Origin of the sequence: Nesterenkonia populi, from assembly GCF_007994735.1 — a bacterium.
In the GTDB taxonomy this organism is placed as follows: domain Bacteria; phylum Actinomycetota; class Actinomycetes; order Actinomycetales; family Micrococcaceae; genus Nesterenkonia; species Nesterenkonia populi.
The window spans coordinates 684,101-707,150 of sequence record NZ_VOIL01000001.1; the positions used below are offsets into that span (position 1 = coordinate 684,101).

Consider the following 23,050-nt stretch of genomic DNA (forward strand, 5'->3'; position numbering starts at 1 on the left):
CTCAGTGGCTCAGCGCAGACTCGACCACACTGCTCAGCAGGCCCTGGACGGTGTCCGAGGTGAGGATCACCGTGAGCAGCCCGGCGAACCCGACCGCGGCGAGCATCACGATGCCGTACTCAGCGGTGGCCAGGCCGTCCTCGTCCTGATGGAGGGCCTTCAGCGCGTCCTCAGCCTGCTCCCGCTGCAGCGGGGCGGGCCAGCCGGTGTTCTTCATAGGGTGTCTCCTTCACGATGGGAAAGCCCCGGCGGTGGTGCCGGGACCCTGCCCACCATCCGCGCCCGGGCCGCCCAGAGGCGGCGAGGGCGAGGGCCCTGTGGAGAGGCCGGAGCGTCGTCGTGCTTTCTCGCCCGCACGTGCAAAACCCCGGCTTCCGCCGCCGGCCGAGAGCGGGGCTCGCCGCGCAAGCGCCCGCGGAACTCGCTCAGCCCCAGCCGCGCACGGCTCGCGTGTGCCCCCACGCGGGCCGGCCTGCCTCACCTGCCTGCTCGGCGTCATGGTGCTTCAGCGCGGTGCGCAGAAGATTCAGCGCCCCCTGCTTGCTCAGCGGGCTGTTCCGGCTGCCGCATTTGGGGGACTGCACGCAGGAGGGACAGCCGTCCGAGCAGCCGCACGCCTCGATCGCCTCAGCGGTGGCACGCACCCAGTCCGCCGCCAGCTCAAAGCCGCGCTGGGCGAACCCGGCGCCCCCGGGATGGCCGTCATAGACGAAGATGCTCGGCAGCTCCGTGTCTGCATGCAGAGCAGTGGAGACCCCGCCGATGTCCCAACGGTCCGAGCTGGAGAGCAGCGGCAGCAGCCCGATCATGGCGTGCTCAGCGGCGTGCAGCGCTCCCGGCACGTGCTCCACGATCACCCCGCCCTCCTGCAAGGTGGTCTCGGCAGCGGTCAGCCACACCGCCTGGGTGCGCAGAGTCGACGGCGGCAGCTCCAGCGGCTCATCCGAGAGCACCTCGGAGGACCCCAGAGCCTTGCGCTGAAAGCCGACCACGGCGCTGGTGACCTCCACGGCCCCGAAGCAGAGGCTGAACCCGCCCCAGGGCTCGGTGCGCTGGGTCTCGATCACGCTGATCGTCGTCGTCTCCCGGGCCTGGGTGTAGTAGGGAGGGTTCGCCGGTGCCACCAGCACCGTGCTCTGCTCCAGGTCCAGCTCCTCCACCACATAGGTGCGGCCCTGGTGGACGTAGACCGCCTGCGGGTGGGCCTGCGGCTGAGCCTGTGCGGCCCCCATATCCCCGACCACAGTGCCGTCCTCCACGTTGACGATCGTGTACGGGCCGGCCCCGTCGGAGCGCAGCCTCACCCACGAGGCGGCCGAGGCGTCGTCGTGGTTGAAGAACCAGCCCCGGGGCCGCCGCCGCAGGTGCCCCTGCTGGGTCAGCGCCTCAGCCAGCCAGCGCAGTCCGGCGAACAGGCCAGCCTCCTCGATGTCCGCCGGAGTCAGGGGAAGCTCCTGGGCTGCGGCCAGCAGGTGCGGAGCGGCCACATGCGGGTTGGAGGGGTCGGTGACCGCGTCCTCCACCGGACGGTCGAAGATCGCCTCCGGGTGGGCGAGCAGGTAGGAGTCCAGCGGCTCGTCCCCGCCGATGAAGAACGCCGCCCCCCGCTGCCCGGATCGTCCGGCGCGCCCCAGCTGCTGGAAGAAGGACGCACGAGTCCCCGGCCAGCCGGCGATCACGACGACGTCGAGCCCCGAGATGTCGATGCCCAGCTCCAGGGCAGGAGTGGAGGCGACGCCGAGCAGCTGCCCGCTGCGCAGCTGCCGCTCCAGCTCCCGGCGCTCCTCCTTCAGGTACCCGGACCGGTAGGCCGAGACCCGCTCAGTGAGGGAGGCGTCCACCTCGGACAGGCTCTCCCCGGCGATCCGGGCGATCGTCTCCGCGCCGCGCCGGGACTTGATGAAGGCGAGGCTGCGCCGGCCCGCCACCACCAGATTGGTCAGCAGGTCCGCAGCCTCCACGGTGAGCGAACGCTTCACCGGTGCACCGCGGTCCCCGCTGATCCCGACGGCGTCGGCCGCCTCCCAGAGGTATACGTCCACCGCACCATGGGGCGAGGCGTCCTCGGTCACCGCCGTCACGCCGTCCGAGGGCTCGCCGATCAGCCGGGCGAAGGAGGCTGCCGGGTCGCCGCTGGTGGCGCTCGCCCCGGCGAACACCGGATCAGCGCCGTAGGCGCGCGCCACGCGCCGCAGCCGGCGCAGCAGCAGCGCCAAGTGGGAGCCGAAGATCCCGCGCGCAGTGTGCGCCTCATCGATGATCACGTAACGCAGGCGAGCGAAGAACCGGGCCCAGCCCCGGTGATTGGGCAGGATTCCGGCGTTGAGCATGTCTGGGTTGGAGAGGACGAAGTTGGCGTGCTGCCGCACCCAGGAGCGGGACTCCGGGTCAGTGTCGCCGTCGTAGGCCTCTGGTCGAATGCCGCCGGCCGGGCCCCCGGCCCCGACCGTCTCGGCGAGCTCCCTGAGGCTGTCGAGCTGGTCGGCGGCCAGGGCCTTGGTGGGGGAGAGGTAGAGGACGGCGGCCTCGCCGGTGGGATGCGCCGCGGCTGCCGCCCCGGCTGGGGCGCCGAGGATCGCCGCGAGACCAGGGAGCTGGGTGGCCAAGGACTTTCCCGACGCCGTCCCGGTCGCCAGGATCATGTGCCGCCCGGCGTGGAGCGCCTCGGCGGCCTGGACCTGGTGAGCGTAGGGCGCCGGGGCGCCGGTCTGCCGGTAGGCGGCCCGCAGCGGCCCCGGCACCCAGTCCGGCCATTCGGCGGTGACCGCCTCGCGTGCCGGGAGAGTGCGCAGGTGCCGCAGCGAGGAGGCCTCCGCGCCCAGGTCGGCGGACAGCCCCGCCTCACGCAGCAGTGTCAGCGGGTCATCCGGGTCGAGGTCATGCACCCGCCCAACTTACAAGGCGGAGGGGCTGCCTACGCCCGGGCGCCGAGGGCGGCGATGTTCTCGGCCAGACGGTCGTGGCTGCCGTACATGAAGTGGTTGCGCATGTTCTCGGAGAACCTGCTGGCCTCGGTGGTGAGCCCCACCGCTTCGGCGACCTCCCGGATGTGCATGGGGGAGGCCCCGCAGCACACGCCGAGATAGTTCACGCCGAGGTCGTAGGCCTCCTTCGCCCAGGCGCCGATCTCGTACCGGTTGGTGAACAGGGGGTCCAGGGCGGTGGGGAAGGTCCGGCCGTGCGGGGAGGGCACGGTGGCGCGCACATCGGAGAGGCTGAAGAAGGTGGGCTCCTCCGCGGTGGTGCGGTAGGGGATGGGCAGGGCGCCCACGTGGCATGAGACCTTCTCCCGGATCTGCCTCAGCCAGGGCATGATCGTCTCGGGGCCGCGGAAGCAGTTGAGCCCGACGACGTCTGCTCCGGCCTGCTCGAGCTGCTGGGCGGTCTCCACGACGCCCACGCCGTCGGCCATCTCCTCGAAGGCCATCGGGGCCAGGGTCAGCACCACGGGCAGGCCGCTGGCCTTGGCGACCTCGAGGCCGGCGAGCGCCTCACCGGCGTAGTAGAAGGTCTCGCCGATGATGAGGTCGGCTCCCTCCTCGACGGCCCAGCCGACCATCTCCTCGAACATTCCGCGGACCTCAGCCTGCTTGGCCGGGTCGGAGGGGTCCCAGATGTTGGTGTTGGAGATGTTGCCGGCCATGAAGTTGCCGGGCTCGGCGTCAGCGACGTCTCGGGCGATCCGCAGGGCGGAGCGGTTCAGCGGCTCGAGGAGGTCCTCCTTGCCGATGACCCGCATCTTTTCGCGGTGCCCGTTGTAGGTGAAGGCCTGGACGATGTCGGAGCCTGCGCGCTGGAAGTCCACGTGCAGGGACTTCAGGGCTTCGGGGTGCTCCAGGGCGACTTCCGGGACGAACTCCCCGGCGGTGAGGTAGCCGCGGCGCTCGAGCTCGAAGAGGAATCCTTCGGCGCAGATCACGGGGCCGGCGTCGAGGCGTTCGGTCAGAGAGGTGTGGGCGGGCATTGCCGCTCCTTTCCGTCGTGGACGTGAAGCTGCCACGTGCAGGAGCGGCCGAGGCGAGGCCTCGCATATACGGCCGTGAAATTTTGAACTCTTTGTGGCAGTGCCCGCCAATATAGTCGACGAAGGCCCTCAGCGCCACATTATGTTCAAATATTGTCCACTTGGGAGTGGGAGGGGCGACGGCGGTCGGTGGCGCCGGGTGCGCCGAAGACATGGACGTCGCCGACGAGCTCCCACCCGAGGTACTCGTAGAGCTCCCGGCCGTCATGAGTGGCCACGAGCAGCCCGTGCTCCACCTCCTGCTCGTGGGCGAGGGCGAGCAGGGCCCGGGTGACGAAGGTGCCCAGTCCCTGGCGGCGGTAGTCGGGGGCGGTGTAGATCCGGTCGAGGATGGCGAACCCGTCGACGACGGCGAGCCGCCCCCGGGCCGCGGTGCTCTCCCCCTGATGGACGGTGAACAGCGTCCACTCGCCGAAGTCCTCGCGGGAGGTCGTGAAATCCTCCGGCGTGATGGGGTCCTCCACGTCCTGGTGCGCCATATCGGCGATCATGATGACCTCCTCGTCGGAGATCAGCTCGAGTCCGTCGATGCTGCGCAGCCCCATGACGTCGTCCTTGGGGTCCGCAATGACGGTCAGCAGACGTTCGGGCGACTTGCCGACGGCGGAGGCGATCTTGCGCAGCTCCACCTCTTCGGGTGCGTAGAGCACGTACTCCCAGGCTTCGGAGTCGCCGGTGGGCCTGGCGGTGTGGACCCGCCCCTCGTGCGTCACCTCGTAGTTGTGGGTGCGCGCCCATCCTGTCACCCAGGTGCCTACCAGCTCGTCAGTCAGTTCCACGCCCATACAGCCACGATATGGCATGGGTCACATTTTGACCAGGGGTTTTGCGGCCTGCCGCTTATCCTGGAGGGGTGAGCCAGTCCCGCATCGTTCTCTACTACCTCTTCACCCCGCTGTCCGACCCGGAGGCGGTGAAGCTCTGGCAGCGCACCCTGTGCGAGCACCTGAACCTGCGCGGGCGGATCATCGTCTCCGAGCACGGGATCAACGGGACCGTCGGCGGTGAGATGAAGGCGGTCAAGCAGTACGTGAAGCAGACCCGCGCCTACGCCCCGTTCAAGGGGATGGAGTTCAAATGGTCGGAAGGCGACGTGGAGGACTTTCCCCGGCTGAGCGTCAAGGTGCGGCCGGAGCTGGTGGCCTTCGGAGTGCCCGGCGAGGTGAAGGTGGACGAGTCCGGCGTGGTCGGCGGAGGCGAGCATCTCGAGCCGGAGCAGGTCCACGAACTGATCGATGCCAAGAGGCGCGACGGCCTGGAGGTGACCTTCTTCGACGGCCGCAACGCGATGGAGGCTCAGATCGGCAGGTTCAAGGACGCCGTGGTGCCCGATACCCAGACGACTCGTGACTTCATCGCCGAGCTCGACTCAGGGAAGTACGACCACCTGAAGGACCAGCCGATCGTCACCTACTGCACCGGCGGCATCCGCTGCGAGGTGCTCTCCGCGCTGATGAAGAACCGCGGGTTCGATGAGGTCTACCAGATCGCCGGCGGCATCGTCCGCTACGGGGAGGCCTACGGCGACGCCGGCTGCTGGGAGGGTGAGCTGTACGTCTTCGACGGACGGATGAACACCCGGTTCAGCGAGGACGCCAGAACCATCGGCGAATGCACGAGCTGCGGCGGCGCGACGTCGACCTTCTTCAACTGCATGGACCGCGGCTGCTCCACTCTGCGGCTCTACTGCGAGAGGTGCGCCCACATTCCGGAGACCACCCGGTGCGAGAACTGTGCGGCCCGGCTGGAGGCCGACCCGGCTGACCCCAACTCGGGTGAGCTGGGCAAGCCCCGCCGTCCGCACCAGGCCTCTGCTGCCTCCGCCTGATCTCATCCAATCGTGCGTTGGACGCAGTGTGAGGGCCGACGGCGCGCAATCCGATGAGACAGCCCGGCCTCAGCGCCTGAGACATCTCATCCCAAAAGCCGCGCGACTAGGCTGTGAGCATGCCGGAGACCTCCCCTGCCCCGCCGTCGTGCTCTGATCTGGAGCTGATCGCCGCCCTGCGTGAGGATCTCGCCGCGGCGAACTTCACCAACGACGGCGTGGCGCAGCTCCTCGGCACTGAGGCGGTGGGGGCCCTGGACCGTGAGCAGGTGGTCCCCGGCCAGCTGCGCATCCTTGAGCTGCTCGAAGACCCCTCCCCTCAACACGGCAGGAACGATGCGGCGTGCGCGGCGCTGACCGCGCTGTGGCTGGTCTCCGTGGAGGTCACCGCCGAGCAGATCGATGCCGCTCTGCCCCGGACCCGCACACAGGGGCTGGTCCGGCTCGGCCTCGCCGAGATCACCGGCCCCGGCCCTGAGGACACTGCCATCACACCCCAGGAGGGGCCCCACGCTGCACCGAGCGAGGCTGCGAGGGAGCGACGCCGCGTGCGCCCCTCAGCTGACCTGCGCCCTTACCAGGTGCAGGGGGGCGAGGCTGCCCATGACCTCTGGGTGACCAGCGACCTCTCCGCGCACCAAGTCTCCGGCGCGCTTCCGCACGACCATGTCCTCGGCGTCGGGCAGGCCAGCCTCACCCTGGCGGCCGGCACCCACCGCCGGCCGGTGGGCTCCGCCCTGGACATCGGGACCGGCTGCGGGATTCAGCTGCTTCACCTGCTGGACCATGCCGAGCACGTGGTGGGAACGGATGTCTCGGAGCGGGCCCTGGTGTTCGCCCGCTTCAACCTTCTGCTCAACGCGCCCGCGCTGAGCCTGGACCCGCATCGCCTCGAGGACCGGGTGGAGCTGCTGCACGGCAGCCTGCTGGAGCCGGCGGCGGGCCGCACCTTTGACCTGGTGGTCTCCAACCCGCCGTTCGTCATCACCCCGCGCACTGGTGCCGCCGAGGAGGAGCGGTACGTCTACCGGGACGGCGGCCGGGAGGGTGACACCCTCATGGCGGAGCTGATCACCGGCATCCCCGAGGTGCTGAACTCGGGGGCGGCCGTCCAGATGCTCGGAAACTGGGAGGTTCCCGCGGCGGCTCAGGCCTCCGCTTCGGCGAGCACGGGCACCCCTTCCGCTGCGGAAGCGCCTGATGGTGACACGTTTCTCCGTCCTCGGCAGTGGGCCGAGCGCTCAGGGCTGTCTGCCTGGTTCATCCAGCGGGATCTGCAGACTCCGCCGCAGTATGCGGAGACCTGGCTGCGGGACGCCAGCGAGGAGCGTGACCTGGCAGAGTACCGACGTCGCTACGCGGCCTATCTGCGTGACTTCGAGCAGCGGGGCGTGCAGGGAGTCGGCTTCGGAATGATCTGGCTGTCCAAGCCCCGGGTCGGGCAGGAAGCCTGGAGACGCTTCGAGGAGCTGACCGGAGAGGTCCAGCAGCCCTTGGGTCCGGTGATCGGGCAGACCGCGGCACGGGCCGCTGAGGATCCGGAGTCTCTCCTCGCCCACCGCCTGACCGTGGCCGGAGACGTCACCGAGGAGCGGTATCAGCGCTTCGGCTCTGAGCACCCGGAGGTGATCATCGCCCGTCAGGGTGCGGGCCTGCGCCGGGCCCGTCCGATCAGCAGCGCGGCAGCGGGGTTCATGGCTGCCTCCGACGGTGAACTGGCGGCCGGGCAGATCATCACCGCGGTCTGCGCCCTCACCGACGCGGACGACGATTCCCTGAAGGCTGAGGTTCTGGACCTTTACGTTGACGGATACCTCAACCTATATAGTGAGGCGCAGCCGCCAAGCAGCCGCACCGTTGCACCCAAGTAGGTTCCAAGGAGATCAGTGCCTGAAGGCAAGAAGCTCGTCATCGTCGAGTCCCCGGCAAAATCCCGCTCCATCGCGAAGTACATGGGCGACGATTTCATCGTGGATGCCTCGGCGGGGCACATCCGTGACCTCCCGCAGCCCTCGGAGCTGCCGGATGACATGAAGAAGGGCCCCTTCGGCAAGTTTGCCGTGAACCCCGATGAGGGGTTCGAGCCCTACTATGTGATCTCCGACTCCAAGAAGTCCAAGGTTCGGGAGCTCAAGCAGCGGCTGAAAGAGGCCGACGAGCTCTACCTCGCAACGGATGCTGATAGGGAGGGCGAGGCGATCGCCTGGCACCTCTACGAGGTGCTCAAGCCCAAAGTCCCCACCTACCGGCTGACCTTCACGGAGATCACCAAGGAGGGGATCCGTCGTGCGATGGAGTCCCCCCGGGAGATCGACACGGACCTGGTGGACGCCCAGGAGACCCGCCGGATCCTGGACCGGCTGTTCGGCTATGAGATCTCTCCGGTGCTCTGGCGCAAAGTGGGCCGCGGGCTCTCCGCGGGCCGTGTGCAGTCCGTGGCGACCCGTCTGGTGGTGGACCGCGAGCGGGAACGGATGGCGTTCGTTCCGGCCTCGTACTGGGATCTCACCGGTGAGTTCGCCACGACGTCCGGTGAGCCCTTCACCGCGAAGCTGAACGCGGTCAGCGGTGACCGGATCGCCCAGGGCAGCGACTTTGACGAGACCGGTGAGCTGAAGACGTCTCGGCGCGACGTCGTCGTGCTCACCAAGGATGATGCCGAGTCCCTGGCCGAGGGGCTCACCGACGCTCCGTTCAGCGTGGACTCACTGGAGGAGAAGCCCTACAGCCGTCGCCCGCAGCCGCCGTTCATCACCTCTACCCTGCAGCAGGACGCGGCCCGCCGGCTGCGGTTCTCCTCCCGGGTGACGATGCAGGTGGCGCAGCGGCTGTACGAGAACGGCTACATCACCTACATGCGTACGGATTCGACCACCCTGTCGAACGAGGCGCTGAACGCGGCCCGGAAGCAGGCCACTGAGCTGTACGGCGGGGAGTCCGTCCCGGCGAAGCCGCGCGTGTACGGCAAACGCAGCCAGACCGCGCAGGAGGCCCACGAGGCGATCCGTCCCGCCGGAGACTCCTTCCGGACCCCCAAGCAGGTCAGGAGCGAGCTGTCTGCGGACGAGTTCCGGCTCTATGAGCTGATCTGGAAGCGGACCGTGGCCTCCCAGATGGAGGACGCCAAGGGCTTCACCGCCAGCGTCCGCCTCACCGGCGCCGCGAAGGACGGACGCAGCGCCACCTTCGGAGCGTCCGGAACGGTGATCACCTTCCCGGGCTTCCTCGCCGCCTACGAGGAGGTCGCCGATGACTCCGAGAAGAAGGACGACGACGCCAAGTCCGCGAAGGACAAGCGTCTGCCCCAGCTGGAGGAGGGTCAGGCCCTCACCGGCACGGATGTGGAGGCGAAGGGGCACGAGACCACCCCGCCGGCTCGCTACACTGAGGCCAGCATCGTCGCGGAGCTGGAGAAGCGGGAGATCGGCCGTCCTTCCACCTACGCTCCCACGATCTCCACCATCATGGACCGCGGGTACGTGACCAAGCGCGGCTCCGCCCTGGTGCCCTCCTGGACTGCGTTCAGCGTGATCCGGCTGCTGGAGGAGCACTTCGGCCGGTACGTCGACTATGACTTCACCGCCCGGCTTGAGGGCGACCTGGACCAGATCGCCCGCGGGGACGTGGAGCGTGAGGCCTGGCTGCAGGGCTTCTACTTCGGCGCGGAGACCGCTGAGGAGGGTCTGAAGAACGTGGTGGAGAACCTGGGGGAGATCGACGCCCGGGCCATCAACACGATCAGGGTCGCTGACGGCGTGGAGCTGCGGGTGGGCCGCTACGGCCCCTACCTGGAGCGCCCCAGCCCGGACGGGGAGGCGGACGAGAACGGCGAGCTGAAGATGCTGCGCGCCAACGTCCCTGAGGACATTGCTCCGGACGAGCTCACTGCGGAGAGGGCCGAGGAGCTGTTCGAGCAGGCCGCCCACTCCGGCCGCGTGCTTGGCACCGACCCGGAGACTGGCCGGGAGATCGTCGGGAAGGACGGACGGTTCGGCCCCTACGTCACCGAGGTCATCCCGGAGATGACGGAGGATGAGATCCAGGCGCACCTGGACGCTCAGCCCACCGAGTACTACAAGAACGGCAAGCCCAAGCCGAAGAAGAAGCCGAAGCCGCCCAAACCGCGCACAGGCTCCCTGCTGAAGTCGATGTCCCTGGAGACCGTGACCCTGGAGGACGCGCTGAAGCTGCTGTCGCTGCCGCGGGTCGTCGGCGCTGACGAGGACGGCCAGGAGATCACCGCGCAGAACGGTCGTTTCGGCCCCTACCTGAAGAAGGGCAGCGACTCCCGCTCCTTGGAGTCCGAGGAGCAGCTCTTCACCATCACCGAGGGTGAGGCCCGGAAGATCTACGCCCAGCCCAAGCAGCGCGGCCGTCAGGCCGCCAAGCCGCCCCTGGCCGAGTTCGGCGCGGACCCCACCACGGAGAAGAGCGTGGTGGTCAAGGACGGCCGTTTCGGCCCCTACGTCACCGACGGGGAGACGAACGTCACGGTGCCGCGCAGCGTCTCCCTGGAACAGCTCACCAAGGAGCAGGCGTTCTCCCTGCTGGCAGAGAAACGAGCCAAGGCACCAGCCAAAGGTGCCAAGAAGAGCAGCGGCGGGGCACGCAAGAAGACCGCCGCCAAGAAGTCCTAGGACTACTGAGGGGATCGCACAGACTCATGCGACTGGGTGTGCTCGACATCGGATCGAACACCGTCCACCTGGCTCTGGTCGATGCGCACATCGGCGCAAAGCCGGAGCCGTTCGCCTCCCATAAGCGCCCTCTCTCGCTGGTGCAGCACCTTGACGAGGACGGCGCGATCACAGAGGAGGGTCAGCAGCAGCTGCTGGAGTTCATCAACGATGCGATGCGCTTCGCCACTCGGCACCGGGCCGAGGACCTGCTGGCCTTCTGCACCTCGGCGATCCGGGAGTCCGCCAATGGTGAGCAGGTGCTGCAGCGGGTCCAGGCGGAGGCTGACATCGAGCTGACCGAGCTCACCGGCGCCCAGGAGTCGGCGATGACGTTCTTCGCCGTGCGACGCTGGCGCGGCTGGTCCGCCGGCCACATCCTGAACTTCGACATCGGCGGCGGCTCCCTGGAGATCGCCTACGGGCAGGATGAGCTGCCCTCCACGGCCCTGAGCGTGCCGCTGGGCGCGGCCCGGCTGACCCGTGAGTGGCTGCCGGAGGAGCTGCAGAGCCCAGGCCGGCTTCGGGACAAGGCGCCGTCGAAGTCCCAGGTCAAGGAGCTGCGCGCCTACGCCGCGGAGGAGATCGCCGCCGCCCGGCGGGAGTTCCCCCAGAACCTGGAGATCCCCACCACTCCCAAGACCATGGTGACGGCCACCTCGAAGACGTTCCGGTCCCTCGCCCGGCTCACCGGGTCGGCGCCCTCTGCGGAGGGGCCGTACGTGCTGCGGGTCCTGAGGCACAAGGACCTCAAGGCGCTGGTGAAGAAGCTCGGCGACCTCTCCGCCAAGGAGCGGGCCGAGCTGCCCGGCGTCTCGGAGACCCGCGCCCCGCAGGTCCTCGCCGGCGCGATCGCCGCCGAGGCGGCCATGAAGGCGTTCGGCGTGGAGGAGCTGACGATCTGTCCCTGGGCGCTGCGTGAGGGCCTGATCCTGCGCAGGCTGGACACGCTCTCCCGCACCAACGGGGTCACGCTGCCCTCCGCGCCCGGCGTCGGGCACGTGGACCTCGCCCGGGAGCTGCGCCGGCCCAACCATAAGGACGTCAAGCAGATCACTGTGGAGCACGCCTGATGAGTGAGCGGACCTCCCGGATCCCGGTTGCCCTGTCGACCTCCTCGATCTACCCGCTCGGCCTGGATGCTGGGTTCGCCGTCGCCCAGGACCTCGGCTATGACGGGATGGAGGTGATGGTCACCCACCGCGCCGATACCCAGCAGGCGAGGGTGATCAACGACGCCGTGCAGCGGTTCGGGCTGCCGGTGATGGCGATCCACGCCCCGACTCTGCTGCTGACCCAGCAGGTGTGGGGCACCGCGGACGAGAAGCTGTGGAAGTCTGCCCGCCTGGCACAGGATGTCGGCGCGTCCGCCGTCGTCGCGCACCCGCCCTTCCGCTGGCAGGGAGCGTACGCTGTGCGGTTCCCGGAGCTGGTCCACCAGATCGAGCAGGAGACCGGGATCATGTTCGGCGTGGAGAACATGTACCCGTGGCGGGCAGGCGGGCGTGAGGCCAAGATGTACCTTCCGCACTGGAATCCGGTGGCCTATGGGTACAAGCACGTCACCTGGGACTTCTCCCATGCCGCCACCGCCGAGGACGACTCCTATGAGGCGGTGAAATCCCTGGGCTCCCGGCTGCGGCACGTGCATCTTACTGACGGGTGGTCCAACGGGTTCAAGGATGACCACCTGGTCCCCGGCCATGGGAATCAGCGGGTGGCCGAGGCCATGGAGCTGCTCGCCGAGCCGGACTTCGGCGGCACCGGATTCGACGGAGTGGTCGCCGTGGAGGTCTCCACCCGCAGCGCCCGGAAGGTGGGGGAGCGGGAACGGATGCTCGCCGAGTCCCTCAGCTTCGCCCGCTACCACCTCGGCCAGGAGGCTGGGGGCCTGTAAGTGGGTCTAAGCACATCCTTACCCCCACTTAAGGGATTTAACTGGGAGCAAGAGGTTCGATACTCCCAGTTATGGTTGCCCTGGTTCTGTGAGACGTTCGCTGAACCGCGGCGTGGACCTCTAGAGCTTTGTAAGCTGCTGGCCTAGTTGACGGCCAAGAGTGAGTGCCGGGGTGAGGCTCATTCCGCCGATGAACGCGTCACCGCTCAGAGGAGCTCCTCCGAGGAGCTCGCCCACAGCGTAAATATTGGGGGCAGAGTCCTTATCCGAAAAGTGTACCTTCAGGTTTTCCTCGACGCGGATACCTGCGAAGCTCTTCAGGACGGTCGCGTGGTTCCGTACAGCGAAGAATGGAGGAGACTGGATCGCTTGCGGAGTATGGACTCGCCCATACTCGTCTGGAGCCCCGTCTAGGGCGACTCGGTTATACGAACTCACGGTATTGGTGAGCGCAGCAGGAGGCATTGATGTTCTTCGTGCGAGAGCTTCAAGAGTGTCGGCGCGTACGAAGTCGGGATGCACATTCCACGCGCGTTCAATGTCCTGGGTGGCCCATTTTGGGAACAGTGGAGGTGCAGACTCCTGGATGGTTCTGTCGAAGATGACCCAGAAGTGCATAGGACGCAGATCCCGAAGGGCCTTTTCTCGATAGTGGACGCTGGCTGCATCTTCCCTGAGAAACCGCCGTCCGTTCTCGTCGACGTAGACTTCCCATGGAGGCCTCTCCTGGGGAACCAGGGCGGGGATACACGATCGGGAAGTGCGGTGCGAGCCAGGCGGATCTTCAACCCCACCAAACGTGGGGACGAAGATTCTCTCCCCCCAGATAGCAGCCCCTTCTCTGCGAAGAAGAGTAAGTGCGTTGCCATCCGCTTTGGGCCATGCTGCAGAGAGTACGGGCTCTTGAATTGTAAGTTCACGAAACATTTCTGAGTTCGCGGCGTACCCGCCTGTGGCAAATACCACGTGATTTGCGCTGATGGTTTGATCACCATTGGAGGTAGTTACTTGAAGGTCCACGCGCCTCCCCCTGCTCACCTTAATCCCAATAACCCTAGAATTGAGGCTAAGGGTCACTTGCTGAGATACGATGTGCGGTTTTAAAAGGTTGACAAGGACCTTGAGAATGGAATTCCCCCCATCAACGCCCCAATAGGTGCGGGGCTTTGAGTAGGTTTCGTGGAAGTGATAGAAGGCTGGGCAGGAATGGTGTATCTCAAGTCCTTCATCTAATAGCCAGTCCACAGTTTGAGGCGCACCGCTGACGGCTCTCTGCACGAGCGGAAGGTGAAGGGATGCTGGATCCGCGATGCGGAGCACATCTGCAAGGTGCTCTTCTGGACTGTCACTGATTCCGCACTGAGCTTGCAGTCTGGTGCCGCCGGCGCTCAACTGGCCGGAGGACACGTGCAGAGCCCCGCCAACTTTGTTGTCGGATTCGAGTAGCAGTGTTTGTATGCCCCCTCCCGCTGCTTCAATGGCCGTAGTAAGCCCAGCCGCGCCGGCCCCGACTATCACGAGGTCATAATTCCCTGGTGACATCAGTTATCCAAGGCATAGACCCGGCGTGCATTTTCAGAGAGAATCATCTTTAATGAGGCATCTCTCAATTCAAGGCTAGAAAATTCTGAAACAGCACGACGTGGATCTATAACAGGGTAGTCCGTTCCGAAAAGAACTTTCTTGTTACCGAATGTATTCATATAATGAACAAGTTTAGAATCAAGGTGTTTAGGGGAGTAGGCATCCGTTCCTATGTATACGTTCGGGTGCTTATAAGCTATTGCCACCATTTCTTCTGCCCATGGCCACCCTGTGTGGATGCCAATGACCTTAAGATCGGGGAAGTCACAGGCGATCTTGTCAAGTGTGATGGGGCGACCGACTGATCGTAGGGGTTTCTCCGATGTGTACAGGAGGCAGTGTCCGACCTGCATCTGGATCGGAATATCCAGTTCACAGCACTTGGCGTAGATCGGATACCAAAGGGCATCATCCGGTGGGAGACCGAACCAATGCGGATAAATGTGGGCACCGATGAAGCCCAGGGATGAGACCGCGTACTCAAGTTCAGCCAGCGCTTGCATGGGTTTAGTGGGGTCTAGGCCGATCAGGCCCCGAAAGCGATCGGGGTACGACTCGACGGCACGCGCGACGATTTTAGGATCAGGTCTATAACTAGTCGGCTCGTGCTTGGGCCCAGCCTTAGGAGAGAAGAGGAGAGACACATCAACGTCTGCCTCATCCATGATGTCTACGTAGTCGGCCAGTGGAACACCTTGAACTGTGCTGTTCGCAGCTTTGAACGTCCCTTCAAAGAAACGTTTCGCCCAGTCTGGCCGCAACTTGACTGTTTCGGGCGTCTGAAGCCCGACGCAAATATCGATCGCTCCCATTATCTGATCTCCTCGGTTAGTTGAGCAGCTAGTGCTCGACGGTTGATCTTTCCGATGCTGGTCATGGGCAAGGTCTGCCGCACATGGATGGCCTTGGGCCTTTTAGCAGGAGAGAGCTGAGGGCGCAAAAAGTCGAGAAAGTCATTGCCATCACCTGGACCGTCGTGGGTCACAACAGCTGCCTCAACCCTCTGTCCCCATTCAGCACACGAAACGCCAACTACAGCCGCCATCTGAACCTCCGGGTGGGACTCCAGCAGAGACTCGATCTCTCCTGGATGGATGTTCACTCCTCCGCTAATAATGGTGTCATCAGTGCGCCCGTGGAGGTGGAGGTAGCCACTCTCATCCAGCCGCCCAAGATCATTCAGGTGCAGTTCGGTCAGTAGCTCTCCTGAACGGGCAGTATCCCCTTCCTGACCGCTCGAGATGCACGGGCCGCTAACAACTATCCGACCGATACCCTTTTCATCGGGCTCACTGATGCGCACATCTACGCCGAATGCTGGCCTGCCGACACAACCGACTGGAAGGTTCGTGTCGAATGGATGTTTGACCGTAACGGGTCCGCTCTCTACGGATGCGTAATAGTCGTAGAAGTTATCGCTTAGAATTTCTCGGACGGTCTTTGCTAGCTGCGGATCAATTGGGGCGCCACCAGTCAGCAGGCGCATTTCATCGGGTAGCTTCCGGGCTTTTGGATGTCGAACCAGTCGATGGAGCATGGTTGGGACACAGAAGGTTGCAGTTGCACCTGCCACATCCTCGAACCACCTGTCGACGTCGAATGCGGGGGTGACGCGGAGGCTCCCTCCTGCGTAGAGGTAGCCAAGTCCTAACGATCTGGCACTTCCATGATAAAGAGGTGTTGAGGCCAGAAAAGTTCCCTGAGATGGAATGCCGAATTCCACCAATTGTGTGACGATGCGAGCGACAGAAGCTTCGTGGGTTATTCGGGAGCCTTTGATCTTACCACTGGTTCCGCCGCTCGGTGATATGAGGAAAGTGTCACTGGGATTTCCCTTAGTGCGTAGGTCGGGGAACCTTTGCTCAGCACGTTGCAATGATTTCTGAATCAAGTGGGTGTGAAAGTCAGCTCGCTCCAGTTCGAGAGACTGTGCATCTATCAGAACATGCTGAACATCGAATGCTCGCCGGGCTGCTTTGAGCTCCATCGACTTCCACTTGGGGTCGAAGATCACCCCGATTCGTCCTGCAGAAGCCATGGCATACAGAGCTGCAACGTGGAATATATTGTTGCCCGCACTAATGCCGATTCGTTGTGGTAGTGCGGAGTTCTCGATGAAGTAGGTGAGCTCCTGAACTATCGATGCCAAATCCCTGAAAGTGTGTGTGCCGTTTTCGTCCTGCAAAGCAATGTCTTCCGGCCTGACACGGGCATGAAAAGCTAGTGACTCGGCTAATAAGGGTGTTCTCGTGGAGACAGTCGGTTTAGTCATTTTGGTCTCCTCCCTGGGAGATCCCATGAAGGTCACGAAGATGCGCCATCATGGCATGTGCTGCACCGTCCTCGTCCCCTGCCTCGACGCACTGGAGGATACGTCCGTGGTCATGGTCGATCGTCGACCACCGGTGTGGGCTGCTCTGATCCCTCCAGCTCAAAGTGAGCGCCGCCCAGACCGGAGGAGCGATGATCGACAGCACGCGGTTGCCCGCTATTTCAAAAATGGCTTGGTGGAAGTCTTCACTGTTCTCCGTGCGCTCGAGAGTATTGCCAGCATGCTGAACTCGTGCTTCTAGTTGGCGAAGTCGGTCGATATCTTCTGGCGTTCGGTGGCGTGCTGCGTTACGAACCGTCGGAATTTCGAGTAACGCCCTTGCCTCGAATAGTTCGTCGTGATCTATCTCATTACTCCCTGTGAGTAGACGCAGACTGGTTTGAAGACGTTCCTGGATGCTCAGAACGTCCGGGGCGGTAACGAACGTTCCACCGCCCGCTCCCCGCACGGCGTAGATGAGGTGATCTGAACTGAGGATGCGCAGCGCTTCGCGGACAGTATTGCGGCTGACGCCGAAGCGACTGCATAGCTTGTCCTCGTTCGGCAACCTATCCCCGGGCGCAAGGTTGCCGTCGATGATCAAGGCACGCAATTGATTGGCCACCTGCTGGTAGGCAGGATCTATACGTTTCACGGGGAGTGCGTCTTCGCCTCCTTGAACGCGGTCACTCATGGAATCTCAGCCTTCCTATAGATCAGTAACAGCCATCATACCCAGCCTATCGGTCGCACCGTAATTCATCGGATGAATAGACGGACTGTAGTCGCGATCTTTCTGTTCCGCGTGATTTCAGGGTTCTAGAGCCGTAATGCTCTCGTAACACCAGGTCACTACTCTGATCAGAACGCAATAGGCGAATATATCGGATGTATGACAGGAGGCGTTGTGATCCGGTTCATCACAGCTCGTGCAGCAAGGGCGGTAGCGACCCTGCTCGTGGTAGTTATTGTTGCCTTCGTTCTTGCGCGAATGGCTGGAGATCCAGTCTTGCTCATGCTGCCTCCAGAGGCGCCGCCGGACCAGGTAGAGGCCACTCGTGCCTCTTTGGGGCTTGACGAACCGATCGTCATCCAGTTTTTCTATTTCCTCGGCGGGGCGATGACTGGAGATTTCGGAGATTCGATAAGACAGGGTGCGCCTGCGCTTGACATCGTTCTTGAGCGGCTTCCCTACACTCTTGAGTTAGCTATCGGTTCGTTCCTGCTGGGATTCGGCGCTGCAGTTGCTGTAGCGGTCTGGGGTGAGCTTTCTCCTTATCCTGCAGTACGAAACGCAATGTTGTGGGTCGCCACTGCCCGACAAGCGATCCCTCCGTATCTGTTCGGGATCTTGATGATTCTGGTTTTTTCGATCTGGCTGGGCATGCTGCCTGCCATCGGCCGGACCTCGTACGCCTCATATGTGCTGCCTATCGTCACTATCGCTACTTTCGAGGTCGCTCTGTACTTACGCCTGATCAACGGTTCTTTCGCAAAGAGCAGGAACGAAGATTATGTGCGGACAGCGCTAGCCAAGGGCGCTTCCCGTACCCGGGTGGTTCTTACACATCAGCTTCCTAATGCCTTGGTGCCGCTGATCACAGTGGCGGGTGTAAATCTAGGCGTGCTGCTCGGTGGACTTGTCGTGCTGGAGACGGTCTTCAACTGGCCCGGACTCGGACGACTGATTGTCCAGGGGGTCGAGCAACGTGACTATCCGGTCGTTCAAGCAGGAGTGTTGGTTATCGCCATTATTTTTGTGGTCATTAACTTCGTCGTTGACATGCTCTATGCAGTGATCGATCCGCGAGTGAGGGTGACAAAGTGAGCGAGGTTACGGCAGTAGAAGAGGTTGAAGGTAAACAAAAGAGCCCGCTACGGGGAAATGTGCTGGGACGGTTCACCCCGACGGGCCTGTTATCGATGTTGTTCCTTGCGGTCGTGCTCATACTTGCTTTCGTTGTGCCCTTGCTCCCGAACACTGATCCGTTCGCACAACAACTTGGAGCCTCACTGGTGGCCCCATTTGTAGATGCCACCCACGTGTTGGGGACAGATCAACTAGGGCGGGACATACTGAGCCGGGTTGCAGTCGCTACTCGAACCTCATTTTTGATTGGGGTTGGGTCTGTGGCAATTAGTGCTCTCCTAGGGTTGCTTCTGGGGCTTATTTCGGGTTATCGAGGCGGGCGACTGGATAACTTCCTCATGGCCACTGCGGATATCACTCTGGCTATTCCGACGATGTTGCTACTGATCGTCGTTGTCGCTGCTCTAGGGCCTGACATCTGGATGCTTACCATTCTTTTAGGCATCATGAACTGGGTCGTTTTTGGTCGGTTAGTCCGCTCCATGGTGCTTTCTCTTCGTGAGCAGGACTTCGTGGCGGCAGCAAGATCTGCAGGCGGTTCTGCACCCTGGATAATTCGTAAGCATTTGCTCCGTGCCGTTACACCAGAGCTATTGGTTACAGCCGGTTATCAATTAGGAATTGTCATAACTATTGAGTCTTCACTGAGCTATTTGGGACTCGGGGTACCGCCCCCTAATCCCAGTCTTGGGCTGCTAATCGCTGAAGGCCAAGCGTATTTACAAACATCGCCGCACCTGGTTATTGCGCCGGCAACAGTTGCTTTTCTCTTAATCGCAGGCGCGCAGTTTCTATCGCAGGGGGTTCGTGCAGGTAACAGGCGGCAGTAAATGTCTGAAAATAACCAAAGAGAAATTAAATCGCAATATTAATATAGAGAGGTTATCCATGAGTGTTCGCTCAAGGGCAGTAAAAATAGGATCTGCATTTATTCTTTCAGGGGCCTTCGTTGTTACCGGCTGTACTGGTGGGTTTGACGACGATTCAGACGTGAATGATGACAATGGCGAGGGGGGCGCGGGGGAGGCTGACTCTGGTGACTCCATCAACGTGGCCTTGAACGGTGAACCGTCTACTTTGGATCCTCTTTACGACATCGGTATCCCGGCCGTTAGTGTTTTCCGCTCTGTGTTCTCGGCGCTAACCGTGATTGACGAAAATGGGGAGGTCGGGCCGGGCCTGGCTGAGAGTTGGGATACTGATGAAACTGCGGAGACGTGGACATTCGTTCTCCGAGATGATGCTACTTTCCACAACGGTGAACCTGTGACGGCTGAAGACGTAGTCTTCAGCTATGAGCAAGGTCTGGAGCGTGATGATGCTGCGATTGGCTCCTATGTCTCCTCCATAGGGGCTGTCGAGGCTACGGGGGAGTTCGAGGTCACCTTCACCATGGACGCCCCGTACGCAGCGTTCGATAGACAAGCCACCCTTATCTCGATCCTTCCTCAGGATGTCTACGAGGAGGATCCGGAGGGGTTCGCGAATGATCCGGTCGGGTCTGGCCCTTATGTTGTAGAGAACTGGAACGGGGGCGACGGTCTCAGTCTCAGTCAGTATGGGGACTACCACGGGGACCATGGGCCTTATTCAGAGGTCGAAATCCGATTCATTACAGATGAATCTACTCGAGCCAACTCTTTGCAGGCGGGTGACCTGGACATTGCGCAACTCGGTGTTGCGAATGTGGACACTTTGCGGGATACAGAAGGCGTTGAGGTGATGGAGCAGGAAAGCAACAGGGTTTTGTATCTGGGCTTCAATGTCGAGGGGGGGCCGCTTGCGGACCCTCAGGTTCGTGAAGCTATTGACCTGGCGCTGGATCGAGGAGCCATCAGTTCTGATCTTTATCAAGGTCTTGCGGAGCCCACGGGACAGATGGTGGCCCCGACTGTGTTCGGTTATAACGATGACATCTTGCCCACAGATTATGATGCTGACTCGTCTGCTGAGCTGCTGGAAGATGCTGGCTATGACGGTACGCCCATCGTCCTGAGTTATCCCGCAACAGAGCTACCTCAGGTCTCCCAGCTTGCACAGACAGTTGGCGGTTACCTAGAAGAGGCAGGGCTGACAATAGAACTTGATCAACAGGAGACTGGCAACTTCAGGTCGGCATGGTTGAACAATGAACTACCTGGGATCTATATTTGGCAGTTCGCCCCCTCGATTATGGATGCTGACTTACCACTTTCTCTGTTAGCAGCGCCTGACAGTACTCGATATTTCAATGATGATCAGATCGATGATCTGATGGTTGAACAGATTGCTACAGTAGATGCTGAGGAGCGCGCAGAGCTACTTGGGCAGATTTTGCAGGTCATTAACGACGAGTCGTATTACGCGCCCTTGTTTACTGACGTGTACACGTTCGGAGCAAGCGAGGGGACTGACTGGGAACCTCGTCCCGATGGACTATTCATTTTTGACTAAGGTGAATTGGTGATTATATGAATATGATTCCCTGCGAGGACACGTGCCTGATCGTAGTTGATATGCAAGGAGCTTTCCTCGATGCAAGCCTGGGCGCTCTTAGTGGGGGACCGTCGGTAGGGCCTCTCCGGAAGGCACTGCCAGGAACGCAGACGCTAGTAGAGCACGCACGCGACGCAGGTATTCCTGTCATCTTTACACGCTACGTCTACAGTCCCGGGCTTGTAGACTTCGGGGCAATCCGGACAGAGCGGGCGCGGAAGCGGTATGAAGCGCGCGCCCTGTCTCCTGAAGATCCAGGAGTGGATATAGTCCCCGAGCTTGCTCCGCGTCAGGGTGAGGTAGTCATCGACAAGTCACGTCCTAGTGCCTTCTATGGAACGCGTCTCGAACCGGTCCTGACAGGCCTGGGCATACGCAACTTAGTAATTTGCGGCGTTACAACAAATATTTGTGTTGAAAGTACTGCTCGCGATGCCGGCCAGAGAGATTATGGAACATTCGTCGCCCGGGATGCTGTGGCGGAGTTCACTCAAGACCGTAATGATCACTCCCTTTTTGCCATCGAATGGTTTTTCGGAAAAGTTCTCTCGGTAAAAGAGATCGTAAATTGCTGGGAGGCGTGACTAATGAATAACCATCATCGGCTTGAAATTCAAGATTTAAGCGTGGACTTTGAAACAGCTGGAGGGATGATCCCGGGACTCCGAGAGGTCTCCTTCACCATCGGTGCCGGACACAATCTTGCAGTGGTTGGGGAATCCGGCTCTGGTAAATCGACAACTGCCTCCTGCGTCAACGGGCTGCTGGCTGCAAATGGTTCCATTACAGCGGGGTCGATCCTCTTCGAGGGTAAAGACCTGTGCACGATGTCCCCGCGTGAGATGAGATCGATTCGTGGAAGAGAGATCGGCCTCGTCCCGCAGGATCCGATGTCCAATTTGGATCCCCTGCAGCGCGTAGGTCGGCAGATTAAGGAGGCACTCAAGGTTCATGGCCTACGGGGCAAGGCCCAAGTTGAAGAGCGGGTCGTCGAACTGTTGGATATGGTGGGTATCCCAGAACCTCGTCGACGTGCCAAGCAATTCCCTCACGAACTTTCTGGCGGAATGCGACAGCGAGTCCTGATCGCCATTGGCATGGCGTGCAGGCCAAAGCTTCTTATCGCAGACGAACCTACGAGTGCCTTGGATGTCACCGTTCAACGCTCCATCCTGGAGAGGATGGAGGAGCTTGCGGAACAGATGGGGACAGCGCTCTTGATGATCACACATGACCTTGAACTCGCTGCTGAGCACAGCGACTACGTGGTCGTGATGAAGAACGGTCGTGTTGTCGAGGAAGGGTCTGCTAAGCATCTTTTACGGTCGCCGAGCCATGACTACACGAGAAAGCTCATTCAAGCCTCGCCCAGTCTTGATAGTGAACCTCTCGTTAAAGTACGTGGGGAGGACCAGTCGGAGGACCCGCTCCTCGTAGTGGACAGCTTAAAGAAAGTCTATCGAACTCGAGGCGGAGGTGGTGGCTTCACTGCGGTGGAGGATTCATCCTTCGTGATCAGAGAGGGTGAAACCATAGCCATTGTGGGCGAGTCGGGCTCCGGAAAGTCGACGACTGCGAAGATGGTCCTGGGGCTCGAGGTGCCCACCGAGGGTGACGTCCTGCTAAGGGGAACATCACTCGCAAAGATGCAGGGTAGATCACTAGTTGACTTCCGCCGCCGAGTGCAACCTGTCTTTCAGAATCCTTATGGCTCGCTCGACCCCTATTTCACTGTGCGTGACAGTATTAAAGAGCCACTGGATATTCACGAAATCGGAAACCCGGCTCAGCGGCAGGAACGCGTGCGCTGTCTCTTGGACCTGGTTGCGCTTCCTCCTACCCTTGCAGATCGCCTTCCATCAGAGCTTTCCGGAGGACAACGTCAACGCGTCGCCATAGCCCGAGCCTTAGCGCTCGATCCTGAGCTCGTTGTACTTGATGAAGCAGTATCAGCTCTCGATGTAGTGGTGCAGAAACAGGTTCTGGAGCTTTTGGTGAGGCTGCAGGAAGAACTTGGCCTGAGCTATCTATTTATTAGTCACGATTTGGCCGTCGTGCGGCTCATCTCCCATCGAGTTCATGTTATGAACCAGGGATATATTATTGAATCTGGTCACCCTAATACTATATTTAGTGCGCCGAAAGAGGAATATACTCGGAAGCTCGTCAGTGCTGTCCCAGGTGGCAGGGACAGCACTCTCGTTCACTGACGCCAGTACAGTGGTAGGAAATCCGCGATTTTTTCCTGATAAGACAGACTGGCCTAGTTGGCACCGGCAGGGAGCAGTTCGTGGTACCTGTCCATGGGCTGGTTCTCCAGCCGATCGGCAAGAAAGACACTGCGCGGTGCACCAAGGGGGCACTCCGTCAGGTGCGACGATCCCA

At 62.1% G+C, this 23,050-nt stretch carries 18 protein-coding genes; 10 read left to right on the forward strand and 8 right to left on the reverse strand.

The features are described from left to right. Position 1: 1 nt before the first annotated feature. The 4 genes from FWJ47_RS03235 to FWJ47_RS03250 all read right to left on the reverse strand — a co-directional run bounded on the left by FWJ47_RS03235 (position 2) and on the right by FWJ47_RS03250 (position 4,809). Complete coding sequence (locus FWJ47_RS03235) at positions 2–217, reverse strand: DUF4244 domain-containing protein (RefSeq protein ID WP_147104014.1); 216 nt, start codon at positions 215–217, stop codon at positions 2–4. A 208-nt stretch (positions 218–425) separates the two neighbouring features. Beyond that, the gene (locus FWJ47_RS03240; RefSeq protein WP_425466002.1) at positions 426–2,852 is read right to left on the reverse strand and encodes a DEAD/DEAH box helicase; all 2,427 of its coding nucleotides are present in this window, start codon (positions 2,850–2,852) and stop codon (positions 426–428) included. 62 nt (positions 2,853–2,914) lie between these two features. Continuing rightward, positions 2,915–3,964, reverse strand: coding sequence for a homocysteine S-methyltransferase family protein (locus tag FWJ47_RS03245; protein ID WP_147104020.1), 1,050 nt, complete (start codon positions 3,962–3,964; stop codon positions 2,915–2,917). Between the two features lie 146 nt (positions 3,965–4,110). Further along, on the reverse strand, positions 4,111–4,809 hold the full coding sequence (locus FWJ47_RS03250) for a GNAT family N-acetyltransferase (protein ID WP_170228455.1): 699 nt from the start codon (positions 4,807–4,809) through the stop codon (positions 4,111–4,113). Between the two features lie 68 nt (positions 4,810–4,877). Between FWJ47_RS03250 and trhO the strand changes: the two genes are divergently transcribed. The 5 genes from trhO to FWJ47_RS03275 all read left to right on the forward strand — a co-directional run bounded on the left by trhO (position 4,878) and on the right by FWJ47_RS03275 (position 12,425). Next, the gene (gene trhO, locus FWJ47_RS03255; protein ID WP_147104027.1) at positions 4,878–5,852 is read left to right on the forward strand and encodes an oxygen-dependent tRNA uridine(34) hydroxylase TrhO; all 975 of its coding nucleotides are present in this window, start codon (positions 4,878–4,880) and stop codon (positions 5,850–5,852) included. Positions 5,853–5,971: 119 nt separating this feature from the next. Beyond that, positions 5,972–7,723: a DUF7059 domain-containing protein gene (locus tag FWJ47_RS03260; RefSeq protein WP_147104030.1), complete on the forward strand. Its 1,752-nt coding sequence runs from the start codon at positions 5,972–5,974 to the stop codon at positions 7,721–7,723. A gap of 15 nt (positions 7,724–7,738) precedes the next feature. Then, positions 7,739–10,489 (forward strand): type I DNA topoisomerase, encoded by a 2,751-nt coding sequence (gene topA, locus FWJ47_RS03265; RefSeq protein ID WP_147104034.1) that lies wholly within the window; start codon positions 7,739–7,741, stop codon positions 10,487–10,489. Positions 10,490–10,515: 26 nt separating this feature from the next. Continuing rightward, a complete protein-coding gene (locus FWJ47_RS03270) occupies positions 10,516–11,601 on the forward strand; it encodes a Ppx/GppA family phosphatase (RefSeq protein ID WP_147104038.1) in 1,086 nt (361 codons plus the stop codon). Then, a complete protein-coding gene (locus FWJ47_RS03275) occupies positions 11,601–12,425 on the forward strand; it encodes a sugar phosphate isomerase/epimerase family protein (protein WP_147104041.1) in 825 nt (274 codons plus the stop codon). The genes FWJ47_RS03270 and FWJ47_RS03275 overlap by 1 nt, the downstream gene beginning before the upstream one ends. 120 nt (positions 12,426–12,545) lie before the next feature. On the opposite strand, the gene FWJ47_RS03280 is transcribed toward FWJ47_RS03275, so the two are convergent. The 4 genes from FWJ47_RS03280 to FWJ47_RS03295 are packed head-to-tail and all read right to left on the reverse strand — an operon-like array spanning position 12,546 to position 17,014. After that, positions 12,546–13,967 (reverse strand): FAD-dependent oxidoreductase, encoded by a 1,422-nt coding sequence (locus FWJ47_RS03280; RefSeq protein ID WP_147104044.1) that lies wholly within the window; start codon positions 13,965–13,967, stop codon positions 12,546–12,548. Next, complete coding sequence (locus tag FWJ47_RS03285) at positions 13,967–14,821, reverse strand: amidohydrolase family protein (protein WP_147104047.1); 855 nt, start codon at positions 14,819–14,821, stop codon at positions 13,967–13,969. Before FWJ47_RS03285 ends, FWJ47_RS03280 begins: the two co-directional genes overlap by 1 nt. Beyond that, positions 14,821–16,281: a class I adenylate-forming enzyme family protein gene (locus FWJ47_RS03290; RefSeq protein WP_170228456.1), complete on the reverse strand. Its 1,461-nt coding sequence runs from the start codon at positions 16,279–16,281 to the stop codon at positions 14,821–14,823. The genes FWJ47_RS03285 and FWJ47_RS03290 overlap by 1 nt, the downstream gene beginning before the upstream one ends. Further along, positions 16,274–17,014 carry a FadR/GntR family transcriptional regulator gene (locus FWJ47_RS03295; protein WP_147104053.1) on the reverse strand — a complete coding sequence of 247 codons (741 nt, stop codon included), beginning with the start codon at positions 17,012–17,014 and terminating at the stop codon, positions 16,274–16,276. Before FWJ47_RS03295 ends, FWJ47_RS03290 begins: the two co-directional genes overlap by 8 nt. 213 nt (positions 17,015–17,227) lie before the next feature. Between FWJ47_RS03295 and FWJ47_RS03300 the strand changes: the two genes are divergently transcribed. From FWJ47_RS03300 to FWJ47_RS03320, 5 genes are read left to right on the forward strand one after another with little or no spacing between them, the layout of a single operon-like run. Next, complete coding sequence (locus FWJ47_RS03300; RefSeq protein WP_170228457.1) at positions 17,228–18,148, forward strand: ABC transporter permease; 921 nt, start codon at positions 17,228–17,230, stop codon at positions 18,146–18,148. Continuing rightward, positions 18,145–19,020, forward strand: coding sequence for an ABC transporter permease (locus FWJ47_RS03305; protein ID WP_147104059.1), 876 nt, complete (start codon positions 18,145–18,147; stop codon positions 19,018–19,020). The genes FWJ47_RS03300 and FWJ47_RS03305 overlap by 4 nt, the downstream gene beginning before the upstream one ends. Next, positions 18,998–20,623, forward strand: a complete 1,626-nt coding sequence (locus FWJ47_RS03310) for an ABC transporter substrate-binding protein (protein WP_147104062.1) — start codon at positions 18,998–19,000, stop codon at positions 20,621–20,623. The genes FWJ47_RS03305 and FWJ47_RS03310 overlap by 23 nt, the downstream gene beginning before the upstream one ends. A 23-nt stretch (positions 20,624–20,646) precedes the next feature. Beyond that, a complete protein-coding gene (locus tag FWJ47_RS03315; protein ID WP_281289256.1) occupies positions 20,647–21,249 on the forward strand; it encodes a cysteine hydrolase family protein in 603 nt (200 codons plus the stop codon). A gap of 3 nt (positions 21,250–21,252) precedes the next feature. Beyond that, positions 21,253–22,875 carry a dipeptide ABC transporter ATP-binding protein gene (locus FWJ47_RS03320; RefSeq protein ID WP_147104068.1) on the forward strand — a complete coding sequence of 541 codons (1,623 nt, stop codon included), beginning with the start codon at positions 21,253–21,255 and terminating at the stop codon, positions 22,873–22,875. Positions 22,876–23,050 lie beyond the last annotated feature (175 nt).

Coding starts and splice junctions, on each gene's coding strand:
- FWJ47_RS03285 (WP_147104047.1), bottom strand. CDS start 14,821: ATGGGAGCGATCGATATTTGCGTCGGGCTTCAGACGCCCGAAACAGTC.
- FWJ47_RS03280 (WP_147104044.1), bottom strand. CDS start 13,967: ATGTCACCAGGGAATTATGACCTCGTGATAGTCGGGGCCGGCGCGGCT.
- FWJ47_RS03290 (WP_170228456.1), bottom strand. CDS start 16,281: ATGACTAAACCGACTGTCTCCACGAGAACACCCTTATTAGCCGAGTCA.
- FWJ47_RS03250 (WP_170228455.1), bottom strand. CDS start 4,809: ATGGGCGTGGAACTGACTGACGAGCTGGTAGGCACCTGGGTGACAGGA.
- FWJ47_RS03235 (WP_147104014.1), bottom strand. CDS start 217: ATGAAGAACACCGGCTGGCCCGCCCCGCTGCAGCGGGAGCAGGCTGAG.
- FWJ47_RS03315 (WP_281289256.1), top strand. CDS start 20,647: ATGATTCCCTGCGAGGACACGTGCCTGATCGTAGTTGATATGCAAGGA.
- FWJ47_RS03275 (WP_147104041.1), top strand. CDS start 11,601: ATGAGTGAGCGGACCTCCCGGATCCCGGTTGCCCTGTCGACCTCCTCG.
- FWJ47_RS03295 (WP_147104053.1), bottom strand. CDS start 17,014: ATGAGTGACCGCGTTCAAGGAGGCGAAGACGCACTCCCCGTGAAACGT.
- FWJ47_RS03270 (WP_147104038.1), top strand. CDS start 10,516: ATGCGACTGGGTGTGCTCGACATCGGATCGAACACCGTCCACCTGGCT.
- FWJ47_RS03245 (WP_147104020.1), bottom strand. CDS start 3,964: ATGCCCGCCCACACCTCTCTGACCGAACGCCTCGACGCCGGCCCCGTG.
- FWJ47_RS03320 (WP_147104068.1), top strand. CDS start 21,253: ATGAATAACCATCATCGGCTTGAAATTCAAGATTTAAGCGTGGACTTT.
- FWJ47_RS03260 (WP_147104030.1), top strand. CDS start 5,972: ATGCCGGAGACCTCCCCTGCCCCGCCGTCGTGCTCTGATCTGGAGCTG.